Origin of the sequence: Anaerosalibacter sp. Marseille-P3206 (assembly GCF_900155565.1) — a bacterium.
GTDB lineage: Bacteria > Bacillota > Clostridia > Tissierellales > Sporanaerobacteraceae > FUHM01.
In genome coordinates this window covers 1,845,849-1,863,689 of record NZ_FUHM01000002.1, presented here as the reverse complement: position 1 = coordinate 1,863,689, position 17,841 = coordinate 1,845,849, and the positions used below count along the sequence as shown (strand labels likewise).

General features: G+C 32.1%; 33 protein-coding genes. All 33 read right to left on the bottom strand.

The genetic code is table 11. The annotated features are described in order from the left end of the window. Positions 1 to 11 precede the first annotated feature (11 nt). Positions 12 to 1,088: a phage tail sheath C-terminal domain-containing protein gene (locus BQ9840_RS10340; protein WP_077369710.1), complete on the bottom strand. Its 1,077-nt coding sequence runs from the start codon at positions 1,086 to 1,088 to the stop codon at positions 12 to 14. Between the two features lies 1 nt (position 1,089). After that, complete coding sequence (locus BQ9840_RS10335) at positions 1,090 to 1,524, bottom strand: phage tail terminator family protein (protein WP_077369709.1); 435 nt, start codon at positions 1,522 to 1,524, stop codon at positions 1,090 to 1,092. Positions 1,525 to 1,536: 12 nt separating this feature from the next. Then, positions 1,537 to 1,977 carry a hypothetical protein gene (locus tag BQ9840_RS10330; protein WP_077369708.1) on the bottom strand — a complete coding sequence of 147 codons (441 nt, stop codon included), beginning with the start codon at positions 1,975 to 1,977 and terminating at the stop codon, positions 1,537 to 1,539. Further along, a complete protein-coding gene (locus BQ9840_RS10325; RefSeq protein ID WP_077369707.1) occupies positions 1,977 to 2,312 on the bottom strand; it encodes a phage head closure protein in 336 nt (111 codons plus the stop codon). Before BQ9840_RS10325 ends, BQ9840_RS10330 begins: the two co-directional genes overlap by 1 nt. After that, on the bottom strand, positions 2,313 to 2,618 hold the full coding sequence (locus tag BQ9840_RS10320; RefSeq protein WP_077369706.1) for a head-tail connector protein: 306 nt from the start codon (positions 2,616 to 2,618) through the stop codon (positions 2,313 to 2,315). Between the two features lie 22 nt (positions 2,619 to 2,640). Continuing rightward, positions 2,641 to 2,853 (bottom strand): hypothetical protein, encoded by a 213-nt coding sequence (locus BQ9840_RS10315; protein ID WP_077369705.1) that lies wholly within the window; start codon positions 2,851 to 2,853, stop codon positions 2,641 to 2,643. A 50-nt stretch (positions 2,854 to 2,903) separates the two neighbouring features. Beyond that, entirely contained in the window at positions 2,904 to 4,118 is a 1,215-nt protein-coding gene (locus BQ9840_RS10310; protein ID WP_077369704.1) for a phage major capsid protein, read from the bottom strand. Beyond that, positions 4,111 to 4,995: a head maturation protease, ClpP-related gene (locus BQ9840_RS10305; RefSeq protein ID WP_077369703.1), complete on the bottom strand. Its 885-nt coding sequence runs from the start codon at positions 4,993 to 4,995 to the stop codon at positions 4,111 to 4,113. Before BQ9840_RS10305 ends, BQ9840_RS10310 begins: the two co-directional genes overlap by 8 nt. After that, positions 4,996 to 6,231, bottom strand: a complete 1,236-nt coding sequence (locus tag BQ9840_RS10300) for a phage portal protein (RefSeq protein ID WP_077369702.1) — start codon at positions 6,229 to 6,231, stop codon at positions 4,996 to 4,998. A gap of 166 nt (positions 6,232 to 6,397) precedes the next feature. Then, positions 6,398 to 8,095, bottom strand: coding sequence for a terminase large subunit (locus BQ9840_RS10295; protein WP_077369701.1), 1,698 nt, complete (start codon positions 8,093 to 8,095; stop codon positions 6,398 to 6,400). After that, complete coding sequence (locus BQ9840_RS10290; RefSeq protein WP_077369700.1) at positions 8,095 to 8,553, bottom strand: phage terminase small subunit P27 family; 459 nt, start codon at positions 8,551 to 8,553, stop codon at positions 8,095 to 8,097. The genes BQ9840_RS10295 and BQ9840_RS10290 overlap by 1 nt, the downstream gene beginning before the upstream one ends. 94 nt (positions 8,554 to 8,647) lie before the next feature. After that, entirely contained in the window at positions 8,648 to 8,770 is a 123-nt protein-coding gene (locus BQ9840_RS12965; RefSeq protein WP_255371031.1) for a hypothetical protein, read from the bottom strand. Further along, positions 8,763 to 9,197 carry a hypothetical protein gene (locus BQ9840_RS10285; RefSeq protein WP_097677482.1) on the bottom strand — a complete coding sequence of 145 codons (435 nt, stop codon included), beginning with the start codon at positions 9,195 to 9,197 and terminating at the stop codon, positions 8,763 to 8,765. The genes BQ9840_RS12965 and BQ9840_RS10285 overlap by 8 nt, the downstream gene beginning before the upstream one ends. A 48-nt stretch (positions 9,198 to 9,245) precedes the next feature. Beyond that, positions 9,246 to 9,749, bottom strand: a complete 504-nt coding sequence (locus BQ9840_RS10280) for a hypothetical protein (protein ID WP_077369699.1) — start codon at positions 9,747 to 9,749, stop codon at positions 9,246 to 9,248. Positions 9,750 to 10,096: 347 nt separating this feature from the next. Then, a complete protein-coding gene (locus BQ9840_RS10275) occupies positions 10,097 to 10,282 on the bottom strand; it encodes a hypothetical protein (protein WP_077369698.1) in 186 nt (61 codons plus the stop codon). 200 nt (positions 10,283 to 10,482) lie between these two features. Then, positions 10,483 to 10,941, bottom strand: a complete 459-nt coding sequence (locus BQ9840_RS10270; protein ID WP_077369697.1) for a hypothetical protein — start codon at positions 10,939 to 10,941, stop codon at positions 10,483 to 10,485. Between the two features lie 3 nt (positions 10,942 to 10,944). Further along, positions 10,945 to 11,583, bottom strand: coding sequence for a putative HNHc nuclease (locus BQ9840_RS10265; protein WP_077369696.1), 639 nt, complete (start codon positions 11,581 to 11,583; stop codon positions 10,945 to 10,947). A gap of 200 nt (positions 11,584 to 11,783) precedes the next feature. Beyond that, positions 11,784 to 11,933 carry a hypothetical protein gene (locus tag BQ9840_RS12595; RefSeq protein ID WP_159436151.1) on the bottom strand — a complete coding sequence of 50 codons (150 nt, stop codon included), beginning with the start codon at positions 11,931 to 11,933 and terminating at the stop codon, positions 11,784 to 11,786. 2 nt (positions 11,934 to 11,935) lie between these two features. Continuing rightward, positions 11,936 to 12,085: a hypothetical protein gene (locus BQ9840_RS12590; RefSeq protein ID WP_159436150.1), complete on the bottom strand. Its 150-nt coding sequence runs from the start codon at positions 12,083 to 12,085 to the stop codon at positions 11,936 to 11,938. Between the two features lie 11 nt (positions 12,086 to 12,096). After that, the gene (locus BQ9840_RS12585) at positions 12,097 to 12,264 is read right to left on the bottom strand and encodes a hypothetical protein (protein WP_159436149.1); all 168 of its coding nucleotides are present in this window, start codon (positions 12,262 to 12,264) and stop codon (positions 12,097 to 12,099) included. Continuing rightward, the gene (locus BQ9840_RS10260; RefSeq protein WP_077369695.1) at positions 12,265 to 12,447 is read right to left on the bottom strand and encodes a hypothetical protein; all 183 of its coding nucleotides are present in this window, start codon (positions 12,445 to 12,447) and stop codon (positions 12,265 to 12,267) included. A 3-nt stretch (positions 12,448 to 12,450) separates the two neighbouring features. Further along, a complete protein-coding gene (locus BQ9840_RS10255; protein ID WP_159436148.1) occupies positions 12,451 to 12,861 on the bottom strand; it encodes a YopX family protein in 411 nt (136 codons plus the stop codon). Between the two features lie 52 nt (positions 12,862 to 12,913). Beyond that, entirely contained in the window at positions 12,914 to 13,090 is a 177-nt protein-coding gene (locus BQ9840_RS12580; protein WP_159436147.1) for a hypothetical protein, read from the bottom strand. A 19-nt stretch (positions 13,091 to 13,109) separates the two neighbouring features. Then, positions 13,110 to 13,826 carry a hypothetical protein gene (locus tag BQ9840_RS10250; RefSeq protein WP_077369693.1) on the bottom strand — a complete coding sequence of 239 codons (717 nt, stop codon included), beginning with the start codon at positions 13,824 to 13,826 and terminating at the stop codon, positions 13,110 to 13,112. A 22-nt stretch (positions 13,827 to 13,848) separates the two neighbouring features. Continuing rightward, positions 13,849 to 14,241 carry a replication terminator protein gene (locus BQ9840_RS10245; protein ID WP_077369692.1) on the bottom strand — a complete coding sequence of 131 codons (393 nt, stop codon included), beginning with the start codon at positions 14,239 to 14,241 and terminating at the stop codon, positions 13,849 to 13,851. Beyond that, positions 14,242 to 14,757, bottom strand: coding sequence for a Holliday junction resolvase RecU (locus BQ9840_RS10240; RefSeq protein WP_077369691.1), 516 nt, complete (start codon positions 14,755 to 14,757; stop codon positions 14,242 to 14,244). After that, positions 14,721 to 14,867, bottom strand: coding sequence for a hypothetical protein (locus BQ9840_RS12575; protein ID WP_159436146.1), 147 nt, complete (start codon positions 14,865 to 14,867; stop codon positions 14,721 to 14,723). Before BQ9840_RS12575 ends, BQ9840_RS10240 begins: the two co-directional genes overlap by 37 nt. Further along, positions 14,851 to 15,144 (bottom strand): hypothetical protein, encoded by a 294-nt coding sequence (locus BQ9840_RS10235; protein ID WP_077369690.1) that lies wholly within the window; start codon positions 15,142 to 15,144, stop codon positions 14,851 to 14,853. Before BQ9840_RS10235 ends, BQ9840_RS12575 begins: the two co-directional genes overlap by 17 nt. Continuing rightward, positions 15,135 to 15,308: a hypothetical protein gene (locus BQ9840_RS12570; RefSeq protein ID WP_159436145.1), complete on the bottom strand. Its 174-nt coding sequence runs from the start codon at positions 15,306 to 15,308 to the stop codon at positions 15,135 to 15,137. Before BQ9840_RS12570 ends, BQ9840_RS10235 begins: the two co-directional genes overlap by 10 nt. Then, positions 15,305 to 15,442, bottom strand: a complete 138-nt coding sequence (locus BQ9840_RS12565) for a hypothetical protein (protein ID WP_159436144.1) — start codon at positions 15,440 to 15,442, stop codon at positions 15,305 to 15,307. The genes BQ9840_RS12570 and BQ9840_RS12565 overlap by 4 nt, the downstream gene beginning before the upstream one ends. A gap of 1 nt (position 15,443) precedes the next feature. Then, positions 15,444 to 16,241, bottom strand: coding sequence for a site-specific DNA-methyltransferase (locus BQ9840_RS10230; RefSeq protein ID WP_077369689.1), 798 nt, complete (start codon positions 16,239 to 16,241; stop codon positions 15,444 to 15,446). A gap of 11 nt (positions 16,242 to 16,252) precedes the next feature. Continuing rightward, positions 16,253 to 17,098 carry an ATP-binding protein gene (locus BQ9840_RS10225; RefSeq protein ID WP_077369688.1) on the bottom strand — a complete coding sequence of 282 codons (846 nt, stop codon included), beginning with the start codon at positions 17,096 to 17,098 and terminating at the stop codon, positions 16,253 to 16,255. Beyond that, complete coding sequence (locus BQ9840_RS10220; RefSeq protein ID WP_077369687.1) at positions 17,031 to 17,798, bottom strand: helix-turn-helix domain-containing protein; 768 nt, start codon at positions 17,796 to 17,798, stop codon at positions 17,031 to 17,033. Before BQ9840_RS10220 ends, BQ9840_RS10225 begins: the two co-directional genes overlap by 68 nt. Positions 17,799 to 17,841 lie beyond the last annotated feature (43 nt).

The window sequence follows — 17,841 nt, the reverse complement described above, 5'->3', positions numbered from 1 at the left end:
TTAACCCTCCTTTACATAGTTATTTCAAAGTCAAAATCTTCCATAGCATTTAAAATTTTTATATTTCCAGCTAAAAATACATTAGTACCAACTGTCATTTCCATTATTTTATTGTCATCCCATGTGGCAACTTCTTCTTCTCCATATTTAGGTATGTTAGCTAATCTTTGTTTTTCAACATCTACTCTAGTTTTGTTTTCAAAGTTAGGATCTAATATTAAATCATTAGCAAGTGCTTTAAAATAAGAATTGATAGCGCCTATTAAAAGCATTTGATTATCTAATGAATTTTTATACTTACCTTTGTAAAATCTCTTCCATGTAGTGTAGATATCTGTATAAATCATATCCATTACTTCTACTATTAAAATAAATTTCATATCATCAGTAATACCTTGACCAGTTGTTACCAGCGAATTTATTCCTCTAGCAACTCTAACTTCGCCCTCGTCATTGTAGAGAATAAATTCTCCGTTGTTGATAGCTGTATCTAAATCGTCAGGTTCGATTACACTGTCAATCTTTAGAGGTTTAGCAATAGCACTCATGTCTAAACTTAGCCCTGCTAGATAGCCTAACATATATGGTATAGATTTATTTTCACCTTCGTTAGTTAAATTTACTATGTGCATATCGTCTGGTTTAGTAGCTTTATAAACTAATGCTTTATATCTTTTCTTATCATTTGTTACACTTGATTTTACAAAGCTAACTAAATCATCAGTTTCTTGTTGGGTTGCATCTGCCATTCCTATCCAACAATTCATTTCTACCTTGCCTTTTATTGCTTTTAATAAATCTGTTAAGCTACTTTCGCCCTCTAGTGTTTTAGCCATTCTAACAACTATTAATCTTTTAGGAATTCCTTCTAATGCTTCTTTAATATATTGCACGTTTTCAGGTGTGTATTTCGCTTGTTCTTCCGTTGTTAAATCATCTATTCCTCTATATTCAGCAAAGGCGGAAGTAGTATCGGTATCGTCTTTAATAATCAATACCGCTGTCCTTCCGCCAGATGAACGTTGTACTGCACTAGTGCCTAAACCTCTAAAAACAATATCTATTTTGGGCATTCCTATATCAGCCATATTATCCCTTCCTTTCTATTTGTAATTCTTCCATAGTTGGAGTATCGTCAACTCTATCGTAGTTTTCACATAACCTTATATCGAAATAACAATGTAAAACTTTATCGATTATATTGAATTCTAATTCGTCAATTTCTATATTCACATATTCATTGGCTCTTATTAAATTATCTTCTAAAAATATTTCATTAAGTTTATCCTGCATGTTCAATAATTCTATTCTGTTGTTATCTACAGTTGTAGAGAAATAATATATCCTTACAGTTATTTCCCTATCTAAGGCTTCCCTCATAAAATCACTAGCTTTGATATTGTCTAAAGAAATAAAAAATGAAGGTCTGTCAAAGCCTTCACTCACATCTTTTGAAGTAGTATTTATTCCTGTTTTATTCAATTTATTAACTATAGCTTTATGGATTTCAGTATATTTAACCAATTTAATCACCACCTAGAATCCATGTTCATCCAACAATTCATCTATAAAATCCTGTACATCATCATAATATTCTTCTTCATATTTTTCAGCAGCTTCTTCAAAGAAGTGATAGCCTTCTTTGAAGCCATGTTCGTTTCCATTTTTGTCTACTATTCTGTGGCCATCATTAAGTAAATGTGCGTGATTAGCAGGTGATCCAGCATAAACTCTTACAGCCCAGCTACCGTCTACATAGTATTTATAAGGTTTCCCTCTTTTAATTCCTTTGAATAGATTACCGCTTTTCTTTTTAACCTTTGCTTTAGCGACCTTTAATGTCCTTCTTTTTAATTTATTTCCTTTGTTTCTTAAAAACCTTTTAGCTTGTTTTCCATTTTCAACTTCACCAGCTAAATTTAATAAATCTTCTTCGAGCTCACTTAGTTCACTAAAATCAAAACCATCTTTAGCCATTACTCTATCACCAACCTTGTATATACGTCATAGAATTCATTGCTTCGATAATCCGGATCAAAGTATTTTACTTCGTATGTTTGTCCCTTATATGCAAATCGATAAGTGTTATCTAGTTCAGGTAAGGATTTAATTCTGACTTTAAATTTATGAGTAGACTCTACATATTCAGTTTCTGCTTGGCCATCTTTTAAAGTAGATGTTTTGGGTATTATTTGTGTGTATATAGTTTTTAATTTAGCATATTTGTATTCAATTTCTCCTAATTCGTTTTCTACTTTCTGTTTTGTATATACATCAACTTTATTTCTTAACTTACTTGTCATTCTACTCATCTACGTCACCTCATAACCATATGACATTTGTTTCATTAATGAAGTAATTGTATACCTGACTTTTTCATCTGCATCTAATTCAGTAAAGTCCCTACTGTCATACCAGTTAGTTATAAGGACCAGCATTACTAGTTTAGCCTTATTTTTAAAACTTCCATCTGTATCGTGTACTATTTTTTTATAAAAATCATCTATTGAATCTTTTAAATATGTTTCTGCGGTATCGATTAAAAGTTGTATTTGCATGTCATCTTCATCATAATCAATTCTGAGCCATTCTTTAGCTTCTTGTAAATCTAATATCATCTAACCACCTCCAAAACGGAGATTATTTTTTCTTTCCCTTTGACTCTTCCTCTTTCTTAGGTGTTTCTTCTTCAGAAGATTCGTTTTCTTCTTTTACTACCAATTCAGCTCCTAAAAAACCTCCTTCTCTAAGTTCTTCAGCTCTTTCTTCTTTATCAGTTTTGTAAATAGTTCCCTTTTCGTGTAATTCCTTTGTTTCTTTATCTATAAAAGTATTTTCAACTAAATACATCATATTAAATTCATCCTCTCTTTATTATTTAAGAGAGAGGGTTTATCCCTCTCTTATGCCTGTGGAACTGCTGCTATTGGTATTTTAGCTATCAATATAGCATCTTTATCTTTTTCAGTTCCGTCTAATTTAGTGATAAGTCTAGTTTTAGTAGTGTTTGTTTCAAATGCTCCAGCTCCAATGTTTGTAGTCAACAGTTGATAATCATCATCATAGAAGTATTTATAGGCTTCTTTTAAATCTCCTAAAATTATAGGTATATCGGTTTCAGTAGTTTTTAATACAGTGTTAGGTAATTCTACAACTGGCAACCCTAAAAATACATATTGTGTTGCATCTTTTGGATTAGGTTGTAAGTATGGTCTACCTTGCTTGTCCTCTAATGAATCTAAATAGTTAAAACCATCTTGATTAACAATCCATTTAGCTGTTGGTTTAAATACATTTAGCAAATCTACATTCTTTAATTTCTTAAAGTCTTTCATAGTAGCTGCTTCAGGCAATGTTAAACTTTTATATTTTTTAGATGTCATTATTCCTTGTAAGTCTGTAGATTCACCAGTGCCATATAATATTTTTATGTTTCTAGTAAATCTTACTTTGTCTACTAACCAATCTATAATATAGTTTTCTAATTCACTTGTAGCAAATTGAAGTAAATCGTTTGGTATAGTTACTATTCCAGCAAAATCATGAAGGTTGAAAGATAATCTTTCTAGTTTAGGATGATCGGTTTCTTCAATAGATCCATACTCATCTAAGTTTACTAATGCGGTTTGGTCTGCTCTCTTTTCATATGTTCTTTGTCCTTTTCTAGTATAAACTCTTTCACTATCAACTAAGTTTTGTAAATCCGTTGCATCTTTCAATCTTTTATTAATTTTAACCGAGATATCTTCTGGAACTGCATACCCTCCATCTTCTCCTATATGCTCAGTTATTTTGTTTTGTTCTTCTGGAGTAAATTCAAGCCCAGGCATATTTCTTTGTCTTAATATAGAGTTTGCTATTGCTCTAGTAAACAAAGCCCCATTATAAACCACTTCGTTTTCTTCATTTGTAGGTATTTTAGTACCTTCACCATCACTAAGACTATTGTCAATATCATCTTTCTTCTTTTGTGCTTCTATTTTAGCTTGCAATACATCAATTTCATTAGAAATGTTCTCTAATTCTTCCTTAGTAACTCCTTCTTTATTGAGAAGTTCGCCCATTTCTTTGTTTTTTAAATCTAATTGATTTAAAAGTTCCCTTAATTCTTTACTCATTATTCTTTCCTCCTTGTTTTTGACAAAATAAAAAACTATCTATTCCTTTATTCTTGAATGATAGTTTCTCTTTTAATTTTTCTATTTCTTCATTTTTAGGTTCGTTTTCGTTGCTTTTTGGTTCGTTTTTGTGTTCTTTTTTTTCTAGTTTGTTTATTTTGTTGATGATGTGGTCTAATTTCTTTTCTAAATCTTTATTATTGTTGCTGGGTTTATCTAAAAGTTCTTCAGGTATATTTTTGTAACTATTGAAACAATCTGATGTACAAGCTGCGACTTTATTTTCTTCCCCTACTTCAATATTAAAATATTCAGCCGCTTCTTCTCCATTTAGCCATGTTTCTTCATTGACTAATTCTTGTATAGTTTCAACATCTATGCCTTCTTTGAGATTTTCTTTGTAAACATTTATTATACCTTTTTCAATATCGTCTAGATCTTTTGCCATTTTTCTAAATTCATCTGCGTTATATCCTCCCCACAAATATTGCCATGGTTTATGAATCATCATAAAAGCATTGGAAGGTATAACAACTTTATCTCCAGCTAATGCAATCACACTAGCTATGCTTGCAGCCATACCATCTACATATACAGTCTTGTACCCTTTGTGTCTTTTTAGCATATTATATATTGCTAGACCAGCGAATACAGAACCGCCACCTGAATTAATAAAGATATCTAAGTCTTTTCCTTCTACATCTTTGAGAAAATCTTTTATTGCATCTGGATACTGATCCTCGTCCTGCCAAGCTCCCCACCAGTCAGAAACTATATCACCATAAAAATATAATTCTGCTTTATCTTCAGTTTGATTTTTAATCTCTATAGTTCCACCAGTCTTATGTTTTGATTTGAACTCTAATACTTTACTCACTTACTCACCACCTTTCTTTTTATAAGCAGCTCCAGCTTCTGTAATAGGTACCATGTTTCCATTTACTAATAATGCGTCACCACCTTCTGCGGATTCCATTTCTTCTCTAGCCCTTACTTCATTTGGCTTTAAGAATCCACCTTGAACTCCAATTCTATAAGCTTCGTATCTTGTTTTAATATCTGCTCTAGTAATTGCATCTACGTTAAATTTACAATAATAACCCTTGTTTAATTCACTGTCTAATAGTAATTTATAAGTCAATTCCTGTTCATACATAGTTAGAATTGCCATTAGTGTGTCTATATAGAATTGCCTTTGTTGTTCAGAAATATTTGTGTGAGTAGCTCTTTCTAAATCGTTTAATTGGTGCATTTTAATTCCAAATGCGGCAGCTATTTGTCTTATAGTTAATTCCGTATTTTCAAGAAACTGAGCGTCAGCCATACTTAATGATATAGGCTGAAATTGGTAACCTATAGGCAATAGACTAATTCTATGTGCGTTTTTAAGACCACTACTCATTTGCTCAAACTTATTCCTGAATGTCTCCTCTGCTTTTTGGTCCAAATCTCCTATATATTGAACAATGCCTTTAGTTTGCATACCATTTTGAAAGAATTTATTGATATATTCTTCTGATGATTTTCCATTCTGAACTAATGTCCTTAAATATGTCAAAGGAGTTATTCCGCTTACTCCATCTAAAGTAAAGCCTTTGAAGTGTAAAACTTCTTCAGGTCTTAATTTGACTTGTTTTCCATTATCTAAATTGACTACATACCACAATCTATTGCTAGTATTTAAAATACCTTTATCATCAATCCATATTTCTACCTTCTCTGATTTCATTGGCCATATTGCTTTTATTTTTCCTTTATTGTTATATTCGATATTTGCATATGAATTGCCATGAGTATTCCTTTGAGCTTCTAAGCAAGTAAAGAAGTTAAATGAACTCATGAAAGAATTTGGCCTAATCTTTAATATTGAATATAAATAATGGTCAGTAGCCTTTTTAATGCCATTTTGGTCTTGATAAATCTTTATAGGTAACTTTGCTACCGCTTCACTTAAAATCCTTATACAGGCGAATACTGTAGCTTCTTTTAAAGCATCTTTACCTCTTACATTGACTCCATCTATTTTTATTCCAAGCCATTCCAATAGTCTTTCATCAGCTATATCCATTGAGTCTGATTCGTTTTTTACTTCAAATCCTCTTCTAAATATCATTTATTCACCTCCTTTGGAGGATGTCTTGACAGGAATATTCCTATTCCAAACAAAACTATTCCCAAGACATATGTTCCTATGATTTTAGACAATAAAAAAGTAGCTATAACTATTAAAATTAAGCCACTTATAATGAAAATATCTTCAATGTATTTAAGTATTAAAATCACCCCCAAAGCTTGTCTAAAAAATCTGATTCAGCATATTTATTTATATCTATGCTAGTGTTGTTAATTAAATATAATTGGCTATAGCAAAATGTACTCGCTACTAATAAGTCAATTCTTTGTTTATTTTTATTCTCTTTATTTAACATAATATCTTCTGATCTACCTTTTTGAGTTGTAGCACAACTTACACACCAATCTAATAATTTGTTTTTTTGGTAAACCATATTTCCTTTATAGACATCATCTCTAAAAGCTTTTGTTGGTGGAGATAAGTTAGTATAAGTTTGTTTAATAAGTATTACTTCATAATCTTCTGCTAAAGATTCCATCATCTGCAAAGCGTTGTAAGGGTCAGAAACTATAGATTTTATTTTGCATTTATATTTATCTTCTATGTTTCTTATATACTCCTCTATTTTTGTATAGTTTATTGTAAAACCTTCATGTATCTCACAATAACCTTCTCTTTCGTATTGCCTATAATCAATTCTTTCTCTGCGCTGACCTAATGTAGCGGAGGGCAGAAATCCTTTAGAATGTAAATAATATTTCCCATCTTCTTTATACATTATTGAAACTGCTGTAAGGTCTGTACTAATAGACAAGTCAACCCCTACAACAACTTCTTTGCCTGTAAAATCAACTTTATCAGTATTGCATTTTTTCCACTCGTTTATGTCTAAATATTTTTCCTCTGAATTCTCTTGGACAAATACGTTACATGTTTTGGTTAAATACTCTTCTCTTTCACTAGGCTTTTCTATTGCTATTGCTCTGTCTTCCCTCATTGTATTATAATTTTCTTCTATTCTTAGAGGATTGGCTTGATACATACCATAATCGTCCCAAAGATGTTCTTTGTCCGCATAATATATTAAAGCGAATTGTCTTTCGTCATCAATTACTCCGTTGTAAACTTTTCTGATATAATCTAAATCCTCTTCCATGATAGAATTGTTTATTGCATAAGCTGTAGTAGTTCTAAATACTAATCCATTCAATACGTTTTTTTGTCCAGATTTCATAGCCCTAAAGTTACTGTTCTCTGTGAAGTTTGCATGCTCATCACTTACAAAAGCTTCTGCACGAATAGAGTTGTTTTTTCCCGCTTCACTCACCCTAGGTTCAAAGAAACATTTGGTTAGGTTGCAAGTGATTCTTCCTGTTTTAGTAGTAGATATTGTGAATCTACTTTTAATCAATGGACTTGCATTAATTATTTGTTCCATACTTTTCTTTATTTCTGCTGCCAATTCTTTGGTTAAGCATATGCTATAAAACTCACTATATTGTTGTGATATTAACATTAATAATATAAATACAATGCCTATTATAGCTGTCTTGGCATTTTTTCTTGCTATAAATAAAGTATCATCATTATATCTAAGCTTATCTGGATTATCTTTGAATCTCCACCCAAATATATTGGCAATAAAAAAGCATTGGAACGGTGCCAAATGCTCTAATACTTGTTTTCCTGCTACAAATCCAGTAGCAAAATTCATAAGTTTTAGCAAATCGTTGATTGTTTGCAACTTATCCTCGTCAAAGTAGAATTTAAAATCTTCTTGGTACTGTTTATTGTTATAATCATTTAAAAACCATTTACACTGCGTTTTTACTTCCCATGTAGTGATTTCCTTGCCTTCTACAACATCTTGCGCGTATTGCATAGCTCCATCTAGTAATATCATTACTTATCACCACGTAACACTCTTAATAGTGGATCTTCCTTTTCTTCTTTAGCTTGCATATTAATGTTTGCAAACTTAGCTCTACTTTGTGGAGAGAGCGACAACTCATTACAGCATCTAAAAAAATCCTTAGTGTATTTATCGAGGGCCAGTCTTAAATCTGTATCTGAAATTAATTTTGGATTTTCATTTATCATTATTTCGATAGTTCTAATTCTATCTAATGCCACTGCGCAAGTTGACAATATATATACATCTAGATTGCCTAGTATACCACTTTCTTTTAATTCCTTAACTATGCTTCTAAATATTTTCTTCTGTTCTTTAGTTAAATGCTTTGGAGGGGAAATTTTATCAGCTCCACCTTTTAGTTTTTCCTCCGCCTTTAATCTTATTTCTTTTTCTTCTTTAGTTAAATTTTTCGATATAACGTTTACTGATTTACAAGGTCTTGCCATTTCCTCACCTCCTAGATTTCATTTCGGGAATTTCATGAAAATGAGAGTGGGGATGGGGTATTCATATCTTTACTAAAAAATTATTAACCTCCCCCTACTCCTGCATGTCCTCACTCTCTTCACAATTACTGCAATCATAATCACATCCTAGTTGTCCATCTGTTATCTCTTCTACATCATCGCACCAACAGTTGCATAAGTTACACCACCTATTCATACTCTTCCCTCCACCTTTTCAATAAACTAAATAATAATTTCTGTGTACCTTCTTTATCCTTCTCATACATAGCATGTATAACATTATGATTGCTACTGGATAAAGGAAACAAATTATTTATATCTATTCTCTTATTCCAATTCTCCCTCAATTCTTCTATATGGTGAACTGTATCAGCATAAACAATTTCTCTTAAAATAAAAAAAGCATAAAGATCTAACCCTTTATACTTTCCTAATACATATGCTCTTGTTTTATTCCACTCTGGACTATTATAGAATGCAGTGGACTTCTTGTCTCTTATATATTTATCATAGTGCTTATTAGCTATAGCTCTCTCTTGTTGGTATATCTTTTCACATTCGTTGCAAAATGTTTGATTGTAATCTATTACTCTCCCGCATCTACATATTTTCTTTAAAGCCATCTACGTCACCCCTTTTATCCCATGAAAAAAGAGCCTTGGTAATGGCTCTTATCTGAATTTTTGTTCTAAATTAATTTTAAATTTTTTACTATGATATTTATTTCCTACTGCATCTGTAGCAAAGCAACGTAATGTTTTCTCGCCATTATAGTCATTTTTTCTTAACTCTTCAACCAGTTTGTCTCCAACAGTCCATGTAGTAAAACTATTTCCAGGCTCGACTATTTGAGGCATTTGTACGTATTTGTTTAAAAAGTATATATTCATGTCATTTGGAAGTTTTATGCCAATATTTGTTACTTTAATTTTATTTACACCTTTGTTGTTAAATGTTATGCTCGGATTTATTTCAAATTCATTTTCTTCAACCATTTTATGTCCTTGCATCATTCCTATAATATTTATAAATCCAAATTCTAATTTACCTATTGGTTTTTCTCTCATACATTGTCTTATAAAAGTTATAGTGGAAAGCACTGCACTATAAATAACTACAACTGCTGCTACAATATCTGTCCAGCCTGATTCTAAGCTTACTATATATTTATCCACATTACTCCCTCCCTTCTCTTGTCTACTTCTACAAGAAAAGAGAAAATCCTGTTATAATCGTGTTACATTATTCGACACAATTACTTAGATAAATGTCGATAAGTATTGGTTGTTTAATATATGTTGATGCTATAAAATCAAATTAGCGGCTACCTTAATAATGATTAAGAGGTGGTCTAATGATAAAATTTCTAACTATAATAAATATGATTTTAACTATAGTTGAAAAACTAAATGGCCTTTTAAAAAGGTCTAACCGTTAGACATGCTCTTATCGTTAATCCTTTCGTGAAAATCGGAACACTTTACAAGGTTTATAGGTAGCTGCTTTTATATGTCTAAATTCATTATCCCCACTTGGTTTGTTTCAATCTTCTTCCTTCTCTCCTATAGCTATCATGCTGCATAAGATTTTCTACTGTATCTCCAAGTTCTATTTCCTTCTTTGGCTTGTCTATCTTCTTGCTACACATCTTTGTTAGCTTTCTATATGTGTTTATATCTTTGTATCTTATTATCTCTCCTATGGTCATTTCCTTCACCTCCTTTTAAATATGTAAAAGGACATACCCAGTCCACTTAGGTATGCCCTTCTTAGGAGGTCTATTCTATCTAAAATAGTAATAGCCTTTTTGATAAATCCTTTTTAATTTTTTAAGACCTGTTAGCTAAGATTTCTTCCAATTCTAATTATATAACACCTAAAGTCAAAAATGGGGACATTATCGGGACATTATTTCCCTATTGCTTTATCTCCATTTATTCCTATTGCCATCTTCTCTATTGCACCTGTCCTTATTCTCTTACAATGTCTTTCTGAATACTTTACTTTATACCCTACTTGCCACCATTGAAGGCCTTCTATATATCTTTCTGTCACTACATCTCTTTCTATATCTGATAATCCTTCTAATGCCCTGTCTATTCCTTCTAGTGTGCTTTCTATTCTTCTAATGCTATGCTCTAAGTAATCTATTTTTTCACTTTTAGCTAGTGCTGTATCTTCTGTTATACTACTAAGTTTATGAGTTGGGCTTGTACTAATACCATCATAGCTTATTCCTGTCATTCCATCTTCTTCATTTTCTAAGTATTTTATCTCGTTTTTCATATTCTCTATAGATATTTTAAACATCTTATAGCTGTATAATAAGTATTCGGTTTCTTTGTAATATTTATCTTTTATTTTCATCTGTCATTCCTCCTTGTATATAACACCGTAAACGTGATATTTTTTCCCAAAGCTTTCCTTCCCTATTTTGCGTATCTCTGTATGGTGAATTCTGCATAGTTGTATCTTTCTTTTCAAGCTATCGTCCAATGTTCTCCTATCGTTCCCCATGCCTATTGCATCCCAATGATGTGTTTCTCCTTTTCTTCCGCATATTGCACATCTTTTGTACTTGATACATGACCATAGGTATCTGTCTATATCATCTGTCCTCTTGAGTGCTTCGTCTGTAAGTGGTATATCATTGGCTAGTATAAAGTCTATAAGGTATGTAATAAAATCCCTTGCGACTTCTATGCTACAATCTGATAATGAAAAATAATCTATTCCTTTTTCCATACAGAAATTGAACTTTAAAAACTCTTTGTAGTATTCAGGCCAATCTCCAAGATAGTTCGCTATGTCTTTTATTGTTGCGTATATTTTCTTTCTTTGGTCCGCTGTAATAGTTCTGTTATCATCTATTCTTATTTCACTATTTATTACGGATCCATTTCTATATCTGACAATTTCTTTCTGTATCTGCTCTCCAGGAACATGAACTATTAGATCTGTTCCTTTTTCTGTTTCTCTAATTCCTTTTATCTGTGAGAAGTATTGCATTTCTCTTCCCTCCTAAAATAAAAAGCCCAAGGAATAATCTCCCTGGACTTCTAGAGCCTCTAGCTTGTTATTTAGTTGTTGCGTATTTTGCTTGTAATGTACATTAATATTCTACTGGTATCAATTCCCCACAATTAGGGCATGTTTTATTTAACCAATAGTTTTTAGAAAAGCTCCATTTTCCTATTTCATTTAAATCTTCACTTTGTACTGGTGCTATCTGGTATAGGATAAAAATTTCTATAAAATCTATTATATTTCTTGTGTTTGTATATTGCTCTATCTCCTGTTTCAAATGTCTTGCCTATAGCATTTTTTATCTGATAAGATTGTAATCTTAAATAATACATCTTTATTCTCCTTTCCTCCCTATCCTGTAGGCGTGGATCTCTTTACACTTTGGACACTTCATTTCTATTTCTGCTTCTGCTTCTGTATTTGTTGGTACTTTCCCTAATAACTTTCCGCACCCTATGCATCTTATTTCTATTCTGTCTTCCATAGCTGTTCCTCCTAAAACATTTTTAATTGCGTGTCTTCCCACATTTCTCTATACTTCTTGCAATACCCTATGCCATCTCCACTGAATTCTGTTTCGCACCTATGACACATACATTTTTCTTTATTTATCCCAAATTCTTTTTCACACTGTATACATACACAATCTTTACAATTTCTCATCTAGCTCACCATCTCGTAAAGTTTTTGTTTTGTTGTAGTTGGTATCATTTCCCCTATAGCCGCTATACATTTCTCTTGCTCGTATATTTTCATAGCCTTTCTAGTGTAAGATTTAAACAGATCCATGTCTCCGTTCAAATATCTTATAACCGCCCTTGTGCAATATTCTATAGTTTCAAACATTCTTTATTCCACCTCCAACAACTTGGAATTGTCATAAATATTGTCTATGATTTCTACGTCTTCGGTGATAAACATTCTCCCTGGTATATGAATATTTTCTAGTTTAAAACACCCATCATCAAAGATTACTTTCCATAGCATATTCTCTTCGTCTTTGTAAATATCTCCTTCGTATATTTCTTTGCCATTTTTATCTTTAAACCCTGTGTCCTCACCTAATGTATTTGGATCTATTAATATCATTTCAACTGGTCTTGGCATATTCCAATCAGCGAATCCAGTTTTTATAATGTAGTGTTGAGACTTTTCGTTAGAATCTCCTATACATTGTAAAGGTGGATTATGTTTGTAGTAATAACCATAGGTCCACTCACCATTATCAGCTCTTTTCCCTCTAAACTTAATCTCTCTCACTTTTCTAAACCTCCTTATAGGAGAGGGTAGCTTGTACTACCCTCATATTTAATTAATAAATTTGCATTAAGCATATACTGCAAGAACAACCAAGGCATTCTTTACTTTTCCCTTCCAAATCCATTTCTTCGCATTCTTCCATGTCTTTTTCCATAGCTTTTGATATCTTGATAACTTTATAACCTCTTTTTTCTAGTTCGGTTATCATTCTTAAAGTTTCAGCATCCATTTTAATTCCTCCAATTTAATTAAGATATAATCTCGTATCTGCTTTCTATTTCCTTTAAATTCTCAACTAAATGTTCCTTAATTCTTCTCATTGCCCAATTTTTCCACGCTCCACCATCTGCTTCAAATAATGCCGCTTCTGGACCACTTCTCATCCTGAATATAAACTTAGATTCTACTTGTTCTATTTCTGGGAATGTCCTATATGGTGCCAATGTTGCTGGATTAGGTACTTTTGCATCCGCTACACTTGCTACTCCTGTTTTTATTGTTGCTTGTTGCGATATTCCATCATCCCCTGTATCTTTTACCGCTTCGTCCCTTATTAGCCCTGTAAACTTTAACAATAGTTTCTTGTCTTCATTATCAGCAAATCCTGATTGTAACATGATATTAAATCTTTCAGTATCTATGAATCTGTCATAAATTATATTGTCAGGCAATATAGCCACTGCCCTTAATATCTCTTGTCTATTTCTATCTGTATCTAGAGGTGAAAGTATTTTTACTTCTCTAGGACTTACGACTTGGATTAATAATTTCCCTTCAATTCCATCTATGTTAGCCTTCATGAAGTCTACAATGCTTGTTAAATTAGATACTTTCAAAGTTTCTATTTGTGGTAGTTCTACTCTTTCTAATTTAGTCTTAGAAAACAACCCCTTTTCAGTTTCCACTAAAACATCTTCCTCGTAACCTAAACCTACCAAATATTCTAAAGCTTCTTTATTTAACATAATTCATTCCTCCTAAATTTTATTATTTTATAAGCTTAATTCCTTTAATATCTACTTCATCTTCCTCATCATCTGACAATATTTCTCCTGTCTCTTCATCTACTCTAAGATACTGCTGTCCTTTAAGTTGGTTCTTATACTCACTTGCAATTATTCCACCATTACCGTCTCTATCTATTATTATTTTTGTAGCTACTGGTGTATTTGGTACTAATTTAGTTTTTACTGTTATTCCTACTACACTTAATTCTCTGTCCTGGTCTGGATCAAATGTTAATTCTACTGTCATTTTTCTTTTCTTTGTCGCTTCTGTGTTTGGATCTGCTATGTTTTCTAGCACCTCCTTTAAGCCTACATTGAATTTCTCTGCTAATGCTCCACCTGCAAACTTCTCTAAATTAATCATATTGTCCATTTAAATTACCTCCTTTAATCCTTCTAAATAGTCTAATATTATTCCATCTCTAGATTTCAGTTGTTTGCAATTACACTCAAATTCCCTAATTGGTATACTTCCGAATCCTTTTTTGCCCCTATTCTCTTGATACTGTTTCCAGTACCAGTCTAGTGTTGTCCAATCAAGCCTATATATCAAATTTAACTTAGTGAAATAAATTAGTAAAAATGCTATTCCTCCATATTCATCCCATTCTTTCATGAACTTAATTTGATGTGGTTGTATATTGTTTAGTGGAAATCTTGTTTCTTCTCTAGTTTCTTTTGCATCAAAAGCTATAGGTATTGAATCATATACTCCTATATAGTCTAGTGTGCTTTTTTCCTCATAGTATGCTGATACTATCTTTTTACCTCGCCTAATTGGCTTCATTGGTGTTGCTATTTTCTGTACTAATGCTATTCCTTTCCTTTTGTAGGTTGTGTTAGCTAAGTTAATTATTTCTTCAAATCCGTCTCCCTTATGGTATCCCAATTACCTTCACTCCTTATCCTTTCAATATTCTGCTTATCATGTAAGTTTTTAACAATGTTCCGTTCAACAACTTCTTCCATAGCTTTTTCCCTATCAACATTTTCTATCACTTCCTATCTGCTCTAACTTCTCATGTAAAATACCTAATTCCATCTCAGCCCCATAAATATCTAATACGGTTTTTTCTATATCATCAGCTGTATATGCATAGTCAAGTTTTTGTTCTGCTGCAGCTAGATCCGTTTGAACTTTTTCAATTTTATTTTTATACGTTAGTTCTTCTAGTTCTAAAGCTCCTTTAGTAGCTTGTCTAATGCTCATTCCCCTTTCTAGTGCCATTTCTTCAATCCCATGTACCAACTCCGTTTGATATACGTTTAACCCCATCTCCCTACTCCTTTCATTCTCTGTACTGCTCCTACAACGTAATCAGTGTATACATTTTCTTCCCTATCACTTGTTTTATAATTATATTTCCAATTTTTATACTTTTCGCATTGACTATGACAATATAATCTTCTTTGCTTACAGTCCTTACAAGGTGCATTCATTTCCAGTTCAGCTCCTTTAAGATTTTATAAATATGATGAATACTTAGCCCTGTTTCATTTGATATCTCTCTCGTTGTGTACTCAGCTAGGTACATGTTCTTAACTTTTTCTATCAGTTCTTCTGGATATGTCATGTTATCCCTCCTTATGTGAAATTCTCCTGTTGTTTTCTATCTTCTCTAATTGCATATTGAAAAAAGAACGTTGAATATTTTTCGCCAACTTTACGTTAAAGTCACTTACATATTGTTTTTTTATTTCGAATCCATATGATTTACGTCCTAGCTGTTCAGCTGCAAATAATGTTATTCCACTACCTGCACATGGATCTATTACTACATCACCTATGTCTGTAAATATACTTATTAAGTTGCTTATTACATGTATACTTTTCTGTGTTGGGTGTATTTTGGGTGTTTCTGTATCTCTTTTGTAATCCATACAATTAAATATCATTTTTCCGTTGTTGTTGAACTTCGGCAATTTGTCTCTATATAAAAGCACTGCATACTCACAATTACCTACAACTTTCATGTTTGCTTTTAATACTTGCGGTGAATAATTCTTCCTAAACACTAAATTAATATAGTGATTAAACCCATATTCTTTAGCTTTTTCTATTAGCATAAATTGCTGCTCAAATTCACAAAATACTATCATGCAACCTGCTTGTCCTTTTTCTTTTGGTTCTTTCTTTAACATGGTATTCACAAAATGCATAAATTCTGAAATTCTAAAATCACTGTCCGTATCAAAGAATTGTTTCTTTGCGTATTCACTTTCTCCGTTTTTATTATCACCATCTTTATACCATTGAGGGTTACTTGCATATGCATTTTCTCCAATGTTGTAAGGTATGTCAGCTATTATGAGCTGCGCTTTTGGAATATTGTATCTTTTGTAATTCTGAAAATGGTCATGATAAAGTTTCAATTTATCCCTCCTTACTTCAACAGTTTCTTAACTATTTCTTCTTTTTCTCTAGCTGAACCTATTCTCCTTGACTGTCCTTGTACCTGTATCGGGTAACACATTTCTACAATCCTGTCATATGTTCTAGATACACCATCCTCTCCAGTAAGCTTTTCTTTCAAGCCTTCTCTACTCAAATTCGTTGTAATTATGCAAGGTTTCTTGTCTCTGTATCTCGAATCGATTATTTCGTATACTTTTTCTTTTGCCCAATCTGTATTGTTTTCTGCTCCTAGATCATCTAATATCAATAGGCTTGCATTTTTAAGGCTTCTAATAATCTCTGTTTCTCCATCTCTTCCCCAACTCTTGTAAGTTTCCTTTATTTTACCTAGTAGCCCAATACTAGATATAGCTATTACTGGTACCATCTCGCTTAGTAATTCGTTTGCTATACAGAAAGCTAAGAAAGTTTTTCCTGTTCCAGGAGATCCATATAAAAGTAATCCCATATTATTTTCTTTCATCTCTTGCCAATTCTCGCAGTAGTTTTTTCCCAGCTTATACATTCCTTTATTTTGGCTGTCTATTTCAAAGTTTTGGAATGTGCAACTTTCAAATTGTTTTCCCATAAGTGAATGGCTTCTTAGTCTTTCTAATCTTAATATCTTTTGTTTCCGTTCATCTAGTTCTTTCAGCTTGTCTCTTTCTTCTGCTTCACATTTACATAAACAAGGTACTTTTCTTTCTTCTCCTCCTATCGTTAGAATGAATTCTTTGTTACCTCCACATTTAGGGCAAGTTTTCAGCTTATATTGTGATTCCAATGTCCGCGTACTGCCCAAGGCTACTTTCGTTGTTTCTGCTATTCGTTCCATCTGGTCCACCCCCTAATTTCATGCCACCATCTTTATTCCAATTTTGAAGTATTCCTTCTACGTAGCTTTTTGTGAGTTTTCCTTTCTTCTCAGCTACTAAGAAAGCATTTTTACACCATTGGAAACCATATTCTTCCTTAATGCTATTTATCCAACTAGGAGTAAGTCCGTTCACTTTAAAACCACACTTCTGATATAGCTGTGCTAATTCTTTAAATTCTTTATCAATATCTTCTTCACAATTACTACTATTATTGTTGTAGTTGTTTTTATTTGAACTGTTATTATTAATATTGTTATTATTAAGACTGTTATTATTACTGGGGTCGTTTTGAACATGTTCAATTTGAATAGGTTCATTTTGAATATGTTCATTTTGACTACATTCAAAATCTAATTCCATATTCAATTTATATAAATTGCTATCTCTCCTATTTCCATTTCTTCTAGGAATTATAGTAATATATCCCTTATCTTCTAATGGCTTAACATGTTTATAAAATCTTTTCTTTCCTATTCCTAAATGGTGCGTAATAGTTTCTACACTAGGAAAAGCGCTTGTCCCATTTCCACAAAACGAAGAAATATAACAATATATAGCTTTTGATTCTATGCTTAAATCCTTATCTAACATAATCAGCTTTGGAGCTAAACCGTATCCTTTTTCCAATACACCTGTTAATTTAGCATGATTTTTCATATACCCACCTCTTCTTTTACTTCTATATGGACCAGGGGCAAAG

Excerpts from the sequence above, each read along its gene's own strand:
- BQ9840_RS10340 (WP_077369710.1), bottom strand. The coding sequence starts at position 1,088 with ATGGCTGATATAGGAATGCCCAAAATAGATATTGTTTTTAGAGGTTTA.
- BQ9840_RS10330 (WP_077369708.1), bottom strand. The coding sequence starts at position 1,977 with ATGGCTAAAGATGGTTTTGATTTTAGTGAACTAAGTGAGCTCGAAGAA.
- BQ9840_RS10325 (WP_077369707.1), bottom strand. The coding sequence starts at position 2,312 with ATGAGTAGAATGACAAGTAAGTTAAGAAATAAAGTTGATGTATATACA.
- BQ9840_RS10320 (WP_077369706.1), bottom strand. The coding sequence starts at position 2,618 with ATGATATTAGATTTACAAGAAGCTAAAGAATGGCTCAGAATTGATTAT.
- BQ9840_RS10315 (WP_077369705.1), bottom strand. The coding sequence starts at position 2,853 with ATGATGTATTTAGTTGAAAATACTTTTATAGATAAAGAAACAAAGGAA.
- BQ9840_RS10310 (WP_077369704.1), bottom strand. The coding sequence starts at position 4,118 with ATGAGTAAAGAATTAAGGGAACTTTTAAATCAATTAGATTTAAAAAAC.
- BQ9840_RS10300 (WP_077369702.1), bottom strand. The coding sequence starts at position 6,231 with ATGATATTTAGAAGAGGATTTGAAGTAAAAAACGAATCAGACTCAATG.
- BQ9840_RS10295 (WP_077369701.1), bottom strand. The coding sequence starts at position 8,095 with ATGATATTACTAGATGGAGCTATGCAATACGCGCAAGATGTTGTAGAA.
- BQ9840_RS10290 (WP_077369700.1), bottom strand. The coding sequence starts at position 8,553 with ATGGCAAGACCTTGTAAATCAGTAAACGTTATATCGAAAAATTTAACT.
- BQ9840_RS12965 (WP_255371031.1), bottom strand. The coding sequence starts at position 8,770 with ATGAATAGGTGGTGTAACTTATGCAACTGTTGGTGCGATGATGTAGAA.
- BQ9840_RS10285 (WP_097677482.1), bottom strand. The coding sequence starts at position 9,197 with ATGGCTTTAAAGAAAATATGTAGATGCGGGAGAGTAATAGATTACAAT.
- BQ9840_RS10275 (WP_077369698.1), bottom strand. The coding sequence starts at position 10,282 with ATGACCATAGGAGAGATAATAAGATACAAAGATATAAACACATATAGA.
- BQ9840_RS10270 (WP_077369697.1), bottom strand. The coding sequence starts at position 10,941 with ATGAAAATAAAAGATAAATATTACAAAGAAACCGAATACTTATTATAC.
- BQ9840_RS10265 (WP_077369696.1), bottom strand. The coding sequence starts at position 11,583 with ATGCAATACTTCTCACAGATAAAAGGAATTAGAGAAACAGAAAAAGGA.
- BQ9840_RS12595 (WP_159436151.1), bottom strand. The coding sequence starts at position 11,933 with ATGTATTATTTAAGATTACAATCTTATCAGATAAAAAATGCTATAGGC.
- BQ9840_RS12590 (WP_159436150.1), bottom strand. The coding sequence starts at position 12,085 with ATGGAAGACAGAATAGAAATAAGATGCATAGGGTGCGGAAAGTTATTA.
- BQ9840_RS12585 (WP_159436149.1), bottom strand. The coding sequence starts at position 12,264 with ATGAGAAATTGTAAAGATTGTGTATGTATACAGTGTGAAAAAGAATTT.
- BQ9840_RS10260 (WP_077369695.1), bottom strand. The coding sequence starts at position 12,447 with ATGTTTGAAACTATAGAATATTGCACAAGGGCGGTTATAAGATATTTG.
- BQ9840_RS12580 (WP_159436147.1), bottom strand. The coding sequence starts at position 13,090 with ATGGATGCTGAAACTTTAAGAATGATAACCGAACTAGAAAAAAGAGGT.
- BQ9840_RS10250 (WP_077369693.1), bottom strand. The coding sequence starts at position 13,826 with ATGTTAAATAAAGAAGCTTTAGAATATTTGGTAGGTTTAGGTTACGAG.
- BQ9840_RS10245 (WP_077369692.1), bottom strand. The coding sequence starts at position 14,241 with ATGGACAATATGATTAATTTAGAGAAGTTTGCAGGTGGAGCATTAGCA.
- BQ9840_RS10235 (WP_077369690.1), bottom strand. The coding sequence starts at position 15,144 with ATGGGGTTAAACGTATATCAAACGGAGTTGGTACATGGGATTGAAGAA.
- BQ9840_RS12570 (WP_159436145.1), bottom strand. The coding sequence starts at position 15,308 with ATGAATGCACCTTGTAAGGACTGTAAGCAAAGAAGATTATATTGTCAT.
- BQ9840_RS12565 (WP_159436144.1), bottom strand. The coding sequence starts at position 15,442 with ATGACATATCCAGAAGAACTGATAGAAAAAGTTAAGAACATGTACCTA.
- BQ9840_RS10225 (WP_077369688.1), bottom strand. The coding sequence starts at position 17,098 with ATGGAACGAATAGCAGAAACAACGAAAGTAGCCTTGGGCAGTACGCGG.
- BQ9840_RS10220 (WP_077369687.1), bottom strand. The coding sequence starts at position 17,798 with ATGAAAAATCATGCTAAATTAACAGGTGTATTGGAAAAAGGATACGGT.